We start from the raw sequence: 8,232 nt of genomic DNA on the forward strand, positions 1-8,232 counted from the left end.
AAATTAATTATAGAGTAGCACACCCCCTATGGAATGTCTATTTCACAGCCCTATATATGGCGATCTACAAAGAGTTGTTCTTGAATTCGCTTTAGTCCATCTTTTATTTTCTTGGCTCGAATAGCTCCGATTCCATCCACATGATCCAATTCCTCGATCGAAGCTTTCGAAATCGCATTTAGGTTATCAAAACTATCGACCAAATTTTCAATAATGTTAGATGGTAACCTTGGAATTTTATGCAGAATCCGGTAACCTCTTGGAGTAACATTCTCATTCTGATCCTGGTAACCAAGAATCTTCATTATCGCGTTTTCTTCTAGCAAATCATCACTTGAGAGCCTCTTCAAACGTTTCATTACATCAGCAGGAGATTCATCAACGTCCTTCACATAATCGCCAATCAGCCACTTTGCCTCTGACTCAAGATTAGATACAAGCTCTTCCATCTGCATGCTAATTAATCGTCCTTCTGTCCCTAACTCGTTAATGTAATTAAGAATCTCTTTCTTAATGCGTAACACCATTTCAATGCGGTGAATCACCTGTGCTACTTCTTGAAGCGTGACAAGTTCTTCAAACTCAAGAGCACCGAGGTCTGTAATCCCCTGATCTAGAACTGATTTGTATTTCTCTAACGTTTGCATCGCTTGATTGGCTTTTGTCAGAATAACGCCAATTTCTTTTAATGAATAGCGAATATTTCCCTGATAAAGCGTAATGACGTTACGACGCTGTGAGATCGAAATCACTAGATTACCTGTTTGCTTGGCAACCCGCTCTGCAGTTCGATGACGAATTCCGGTCTCTGTTGATGGAATAGAGGTTTCTGGAATTAATTGTGTATTTGCATATAATATTTTGGAGGCTTCTTTGTTTAATATAATCGCCCCGTCCATTTTTGCTAATTCATACAAATAAGCAGGGGTGAAGCGACACTCAATTGAGAAGCCTCCATCAACAATTTCTTGCAACTTACCATCATATCCTACAACAATAAGGCCACCGGTATTCGCGCGTAGAATATTATCGATCCCATGCCTTAATTGCGTACCTGGCGCAACGATTTTTAATATGCCATTTATAATTTCCTGCTGCTTATCGATCTCCATCTTCTACCCTCCTAGCGCTTCATTTAATGCTTCGTCTACTGTTTGAACACCGATTACCTGAATACCTTCGGGAAAAGTCCATCCACCTATGTTCTTCTTTGGAATAATAGCCCGTTCAAAACCTAGTTTGGCGGCTTCGATGACTCGTTGTTCAATACGAGAGACTCGTCTAATTTCTCCAGTCAATCCAATTTCACCTACTACTATGTCAGAAGGACGTGTTGGTTTGTCTCTAAAACTTGAAGCAATGGAAACAGCTATAGCAAGGTCAATTGCAGGCTCATCAAGTCTTACACCACCAGCCACATTCAAATAAGCATCCTGGTTTTGCAAAAGAAGACCTACTCTTTTCTCAAGAACTGCCATTAGTAACGATACTCGGTTATGATCAATACCTGTTGCCGTTCTACGTGGATTTCCAAAGCTAGTAGGTGATATTAGTGCTTGTATTTCAACAAGAACAGTTCGCGTTCCCTCCATAGATGCAACAACCGTTGATCCTGCAGAACCAGAAGATCGTTCTTCTAGAAAAATTTCAGAAGGATTAAGTACTTCTTCAAGACCCTCTTCCTTCATCTCAAAAACACCTATTTCATTTGTCGATCCAAAGCGGTTTTTTACGCCGCGAAGAATCCGAAAGGTGTGGTGACGCTCTCCCTCAAAGTAAAGCACCGCATCTACCATATGTTCTAAAAGTCTCGGACCCGCAATCGACCCTTCTTTTGTTACATGCCCCACAATAAAAACTGCAATTCCCTTTGTTTTAGCTATACGCATAAGTTGTGAAGTACATTCACGAACTTGAGAAACACTACCCGGAGCAGATGTAACTTCTGATCTGAAAATCGTTTGGATTGAGTCGATAATGACAAGTTGCGGGTTTATTTCTTCAATCGCTTTACTAATATACTCAAGATCCGTCTCCGCTAATACAAATAATTTTTCCGCATCAACACCTAAGCGATCTGCACGAAGCTTCGTTTGCTTTACCGACTCCTCACCAGAGATGTACAGAACGGGGTGATCCTGATCAGCCAACTTCGAAGATGTTTGTAACAAGAGCGTTGATTTACCAATCCCCGGATCACCCCCAACAAGAACGAGTGAACCTGGAACGACACCACCGCCTAATACACGATCAAGTTCCGTGATTTGGGTTAGTATTCTAGGCTCCATTTCTTTTTGGATACTTCTAATAGATGTAGGTTTGCTCGCCGTTTCATTGCTTGAAGTAACAAAACGTCTACGATCGTTATCCCCTGGAACCATTTCTTCTACCATCGTGTTCCATTGATGACATCCTGGACATTTCCCCATCCATTTTGGAGATTCATAGCCGCAATCCTGACACATAAATTTCGTTTTTTTCTTCGCCATCTAATATCCTCACTTTCAATTAACCGAACAAATTCCCTACATTTATTTTATCACACCTTATAAGTTCCTATGAACTCATAACGATCAGCCGTTTACAAAAGTTCCATAGATTCTGTGAATCACCTTTAAATTGAAGAGTATGAACTTCTCAAAAAAGATCAATAAAATTCTAATCACATTACCTTTCCCTTAAGTGAAGCAAACCACTCCTCAAATAGAAAAAAACCGGAAGATAAAACTTCCGGTTGAATTTCTTATGATGATGTTGCTTCAGAAAGCGTTTCGACAACAAAATCATTCTCTTTGTAATCAATCTTCACTCGCTGACCTTTTTCAATATTTCCTTTTAACAATTCTTCAGAAAGACGATCTTCAATATGGCGCTGTAGAGCTCTTCTAAGCGGTCGAGCTCCATATTCTGGATCATAGCCTTCTTCAGAAATTTTCTCAAGGGCAGGGTCAGTTAGTTCAAAATCAATTCCATGGTCAGATAGCCGAGCCTTAAGTTGGTTGGCCATTAGGACTATGATTTCTTTCAAGTGTTTCTTTTCAAGGGAATGGAATACGATCGTCTCATCAATACGATTCAAGAACTCCGGACGGAAAGTCTTCTTAAGATCATCCATCACTTTACCTTTCATATCACTATATTCTTGACCTTCAGATCCTGTTGAGAACCCAACATATTTATTGCGCTTAAGCGTGCTAGCCCCAACGTTTGACGTCATAATGACTACTGTATTGCGGAAATCAACTACGCGCCCTTTAGAATCAGTCAATCGTCCATCTTCTAGCACTTGTAATAGAATATTAAACACGTCTGGATGTGCTTTTTCAATCTCATCTAGCAAGATAACAGAATAAGGTTTGCGTCTTACCTTCTCAGTTAACTGACCGCCTTCTTCATATCCAACATATCCTGGAGGTGAACCAACAAGGCGTGACGTTGAGTGTTTCTCCATGTACTCAGACATATCAATGCGGATTACAGAATCTTCTTCACCGAATAGCGTTTCAGCAACTGCACGAGCGAGTTCCGTCTTACCTACACCAGTTGGTCCAAGGAAGATGAATGAACCAATTGGACGTTTAGGATCCTTAAGACCAGCACGAGCACGTCGAACTGCTTTTGAAATAGATTTAACTGCTTCTTCTTGACCGATCAGACGATTATGAAGAATTTCTTCCATCTTCAATAGTCGCTCTGTTTCCTGCTCTTCTAGTTTGGAAACCGGGATTCCGGTCCAATTGGCCACGACAATCGCAATATCTTCTGGCGTAACTTCTTGATTCTCTTTGCCTTGCTTTTCTTTCCACTCTTTCTTCGTTTGCTCAAGCTGCTCACGTAAGCGTTGCTCGGAGTCCCGAAGAGAAGCGGCTTTCTCAAATTCTTGACTTTGAACAGCAGCATCTTTTTCTTTTCGAACTTCTTCCAGCTTCTTATCAAGCTCTTTCAAATTCGGTGGTGCTGTATAAGAACGTAGACGAACTTTCGAAGCAGCTTCGTCAATTAAGTCAATCGCTTTATCTGGTAGAAAACGATCTGAAATATAACGATCTGAAAGCTTTACAGCAGCCTCAATAGCATCATCTGTAATTGTAACGCGGTGATGGGCTTCATAACGATCACGTAGACCTTTTAAGATAAGGGCCGATTCATCACTTGTCGGTTCATTTACCTGTATTGGTTGGAAACGTCTTTCAAGTGCCGCATCCTTCTCAATATATTTACGATACTCGTCAAGTGTTGTCGCACCAATACATTGAAGCTCCCCTCTTGCTAGTGCCGGCTTGAGAATGTTCGATGCATCAATTGCACCTTCTGCCCCACCAGCTCCAATTAGCGTATGAAGTTCATCAATGAATAAAATGATATTGCCTGCCTGACGAATTTCATCCATTACTTTCTTTAAACGATCTTCGAATTCACCACGGTATTTCGTTCCGGCTACTACAGTACCCATATCAAGCGTCATGACACGCTTATCACGGAGAGTCTCAGGTACTTCATTATTAATAATTTGCTGCGCAAGGCCCTCAGCAATTGCTGTCTTACCTACACCGGGCTCACCAATAAGAACCGGATTGTTTTTCGTCCGTCGGCTAAGCACTTCAATCACTCGCTCAATTTCTTTGCTTCGGCCAATAACAGGGTCTAAACCATTGTCTCGTGCTATGACAGTAAGGTCTCTTGCTAGGCTATCGAGCGTTGGCGTATTGGCACTTGCTCCACCACCCTGATGACTAGAAGAAGAACTTTCATTGCTTCCAAGCAACTGAAGAACCTGTTGACGTGCTTTATTCAAGCTGACACCAAGGTTGTTAAGAACACGAGCTGCAACACCTTCTCCTTCACGAATAAGACCAAGTAGGATATGCTCAGTTCCAACATAGGAATGGCTTAGCTTACGTGCTTCATCCATTGATAGCTCGATAACTTTCTTAGCTCTTGGCGTATAGTGAATAGATTGAACAGAATCCTGTCCACGCCCAATCAACTTCTCTACTTCTTTTTGAATCTTTTCTGAGCCCAGCCCAAGAGCTGTTAAAGCTTTAGCAGCAATGCCTTCCCCTTCGCGAATCAAGCCAAGTAGGATATGTTCAGTTCCAACGTTATTATGACCAAGTCGGATTGCCTCTTCTTGTGCTAATGCAAGTACTTTCTGGGCACGTTCTGTAAATCGTCCAAACATCATTGTTCATCACCCTCCACATTCTTCGTTAGTTGATCTTCAAGTTCAAGTCGTTCTCTAATTAAAGTAGCACGTTTAATGTCTCGCTCTGTAGGGGTTAGACTCGCCCCAGCATACTGTTGTAAGAAGCCTGGTTGAGTAAGGATAAGCAATTCATTCAAGATTGATTTAGATAATCCTTTAACAAGACCTAAATCAATCCCAAGTCTCACATCTGATAAACATTTAGCCGCCTCTTTTGATTGAATGATCCTACTATTCTGTAGGACACCAAGTGCTCGATAAATCCGATCTTCTAATTCAATTCTGGAATTATCAAGAAGGGCACGTCTAGCAGCTCTTTCCTTTTCAATAACTTGCCTAACTACACCTTGTAGGTCTTCGATAATGTCATCTTCAGTCTTACCAAGTGTAATTTGATTTGATATTTGAAAGATGTTACCCAGGGCTTCGCTTCCCTCACCATAACTACCTCTTACCACGAGTCCCAGCTGATTAATAGCTGGAATAATATGATTTAACTGCTGTGTTAAGACAAGGGCGGGAAGATGCAACATCACAGATGCCCGCATTCCAGTTCCTACATTTGTCGGGCAACTAGTTAAGTAACCTTTTCTTTCATCGAAAGCATAATCCACTTTTTCTTCAATCCAATTATCAAGAGAATTGGCTAGCGACAAAGCTTTTTTAAGTTCAAACCCAGCTACTAGACACTGAATACGAAAATGATCTTCTTCATTAATCATAATGCTAACCGTTTCGTTCTCACTCAAAAGTACAGCTCCATTTTTGGAGTGTTCGATAAGGTTAGGGCTAATAAGGTGCTTTTCTACAAGGACCCGTTTTTCGATAGGCTTTAAATCATCCATTTCGATTAACTCCAGCTGCCCTACTTGATCGTCTGGTATGTCAGTAAATTGACCTCTTACTTCTTCAATAACCTCTAGGTTATGCTCACGATTAGAAAGAATAGGGAAGACGTAATTCTTTAAATTACGTGCAAACCTTACGCGGCTACTCATTACAATATCTGAGTCAGGACCTTCGTTTTTCATCCAGGGGCTCACAGCCTCGCTGATAAAATGCTGAAGTGACATTATTCTCCCCCTTCCGATGAACTTTTGTCTTCAAGGGAACGAATCAAATCTCTCGTTTCTGCAGCTTTCTCGAATTCCTCATGTTCAATATACTCTTTCATTTTGTTTCTTAAATTTTGAACTTTGCGCTCCATTTCTATTGCTGCGCCAGCTCGTTTAGGGATTTTCCCAGAATGAATCGTATTGCCTCCATGAACTTTCTTAAGTATAGGATCAAGTTTATCGGAAAATGTTTTATAACAATCTGAACAGCCAAAACGACCAATCTTCGTAAACTGCTGATAAGTTAAGCCACATTTAGGACAGTGACTTGGCTCCGGTTTATAAAAAGACTGCGCCTGGCTCTCGCCAATAGGAGTTTCAAAATTTAGTAATCCCGATAATAAGTTATGGATAGAAAAATGGTTAGTGCCTGGCTCTACCTCACCTTTTTCTTTTGCACACTTTTCACAAATGTGAGTTTCTGTTTTTTCACCATTTATAATTTTGGTGAAATGAAGCGTGGCAGGGCGCTCACCACATTCCTGACAAGTCATAGGGCAACCCTCCTTATCTACCCTTATCGTAATAATATTATTTATATTTTAAAGCAATAAGCATTGCACGCAACATATTCGCACGCAAGTGATCTCTTAACGGTAGCTCTATTGTAATCACTGTACGATCTAGTACGCTTAACATTAACTTCGCTTCTCGTTCTGAAATAACCTCTTCTTCGAGTAAACGAAGGATAATATTTTCTGAAACGACTTGTGGAACTTGATTTTTGACAATCTGGAGCATTTCATCAATTAAATCAGCGTGGGTTTCGGGCTTAACTTTAACAATCCGTATATAACCCCCTCCACCTCTTTTACTTTCCACAATATACCCTTTTTCAATCGTAAAGCGAGTATTGATGACGTAATTAATTTGTGAGGGAACGCATTGAAACTTATCTGCTATTTCACTTCGTTTTATCTCAACAGCATCCCTTCCATCAACCATTAAAATTTTCTTTAAATAGGCTTCAATAATATCGGAAACATTCCTCACTGGGTTCCCTCCTCTCCGTCCCCATACTGACTTTGACTATATTTGACGTTGAATATATTATAACGTGTTTAGTGTATATTGCAAAGTAACAAGCCTATCACATGTCTTTTTAAGCTTTTCCATTTATGTGAAATTCAAGACTCTTTATTTCTTTACTTTTTACTTTTTTATACGAAGTAAGAACGTTTATAAAAGGTAGTTAGCGTGTGCTAATAATTTACCAGTCCCTCATTTATTCGTTTGTAGTTTGTACCCTTTCCAACTACTAGCTAATCTCTCTTTTGAGAATGTGTTGCGGACGAATAATTTCATTTCTTACTATCCCTAAAAGTGAGGTATCAAATTGGAGTTTAATGATTAATAAATGTCAATTTGTTCGTCTGAGAACCTCTGAGAATTGTGATTTAATAGGAGATTCCAAAATACCATTTACTCCTTATAATTTGATAGGTTCGAAAGAGATTTGAAGAAGGAGCATAGTTATACCGCAAAGGTTTTGAATAAGGGATTTGAGTCAGTGAAAACTCATCCATAAAACCATACAAAAAAAGCGAGAAACCATTTGGTCTCTCGCCTTTCATCATTGCCCAGCGACGTCCTACTCTTGCAGGGGGAGATCCCCCAACTACCATCGGCGCTGAAGAGCTTAACTTCCGTGTTCGGCATGGGAACGGGTGTGACCTCTTCGCCATCGTCACTAGACTTTACAGGGTATTCCCTGAAAACTAGATAGCACGCACAACGTATTCCAATAATATCAAGTTTAGTGAGACAAGCTCACATCACTTTTGTTTTAGGTTAAGCCCTCGATCGATTAGTATTCGTCAGCTCCACGTGTTGCCACGCTTCCACCCCGAACCTATCTACCTCATCATCTCTAAGGGATCTTACCAGCTTAATGCTGTGGGAAATCTCATC

Annotated in this window: 6 protein-coding genes and 2 rRNA genes; all 8 read right to left on the bottom strand. The window is 40.4% G+C overall.

The window, feature by feature from the left end; translation table 11 throughout:
* Positions 1–50 precede the first annotated feature (50 nt).
* Entirely contained in the window at positions 51–1,112 is a 1,062-nt protein-coding gene (disA, locus tag PQ578_RS21110) for a DNA integrity scanning diadenylate cyclase DisA (protein ID WP_098445950.1), read from the bottom strand.
* Positions 1,113–1,115: 3 nt separating this feature from the next.
* Entirely contained in the window at positions 1,116–2,489 is a 1,374-nt protein-coding gene (radA, locus tag PQ578_RS21115; protein ID WP_273837055.1) for a DNA repair protein RadA, read from the bottom strand.
* A 254-nt stretch (positions 2,490–2,743) separates the two neighbouring features.
* Positions 2,744–5,185: an ATP-dependent protease ATP-binding subunit ClpC gene (clpC, locus tag PQ578_RS21120; protein ID WP_224885206.1), complete on the bottom strand. Its 2,442-nt coding sequence runs from the start codon at positions 5,183–5,185 to the stop codon at positions 2,744–2,746.
* Positions 5,182–6,279, bottom strand: a complete 1,098-nt coding sequence (mcsB, locus tag PQ578_RS21125; protein ID WP_160921581.1) for a protein-arginine kinase McsB — start codon at positions 6,277–6,279, stop codon at positions 5,182–5,184. Before mcsB ends, clpC begins: the two co-directional genes overlap by 4 nt.
* Positions 6,279–6,815: a protein-arginine kinase activator protein McsA gene (mcsA, locus tag PQ578_RS21130; RefSeq protein ID WP_160921583.1), complete on the bottom strand. Its 537-nt coding sequence runs from the start codon at positions 6,813–6,815 to the stop codon at positions 6,279–6,281. Before mcsA ends, mcsB begins: the two co-directional genes overlap by 1 nt.
* A 37-nt stretch (positions 6,816–6,852) precedes the next feature.
* Positions 6,853–7,314: a CtsR family transcriptional regulator gene (locus PQ578_RS21135; protein ID WP_159780801.1), complete on the bottom strand. Its 462-nt coding sequence runs from the start codon at positions 7,312–7,314 to the stop codon at positions 6,853–6,855.
* 585 nt (positions 7,315–7,899) lie between these two features.
* Positions 7,900–8,016 (bottom strand): 5S ribosomal RNA (gene rrf / locus PQ578_RS21140).
* A 92-nt stretch (positions 8,017–8,108) separates the two neighbouring features.
* Positions 8,109–8,232 (bottom strand): 23S ribosomal RNA (locus tag PQ578_RS21145); the annotation flags it as partial.

This window comes from Guptibacillus sedimenti (genome assembly GCF_028610665.1).
Lineage (GTDB): Bacteria > Bacillota > Bacilli > Bacillales > Guptibacillaceae > Guptibacillus > Guptibacillus sedimenti.